This is a genomic window from Pseudomonas sp. TSO6 (assembly GCF_056098905.1).
The window spans coordinates 1-272 of the sequence record NZ_JBLZWV010000107.1 but is presented as its reverse complement, the minus strand read 5'-3'; the positions used below and the strand labels follow the sequence as shown (position 1 = coordinate 272).

Sequence of the window (272 nt, the reverse complement as noted above, 5' to 3'; positions counted from 1 at the left end):
GCCGATCGACCAGGTGCTCAACGGCATCGAGTTCACCCTGCAAAGCATTCCGCCCACCATCGGCATCCTCCTGTCATCGCTGCTGGGCTGGCAGTTGGCGGGCAAGCGCATGGCGCTGCTGTGCTTCGTTACCCTGACGCTGCTCGGCCTGATCGGGGTCTGGGCCGAGTCGATGACCACCCTGGCACTGGTGCTGACCTCGGTGTTCTTCTGCGCGGTGATCGGCATCCCGCTGGGCATTGTCTGCGCCCGCAGCAACCGCCTGGAAAGCA

General features: G+C 64.7%; 1 pseudogene. It reads left to right on the top strand.

Annotation, left to right across the window (positions count from 1 at the left end):
- Positions 1 to 272: pseudogene (locus tag ACN6NG_RS30005) on the top strand (glycine/betaine ABC transporter permease); the annotation flags it as partial.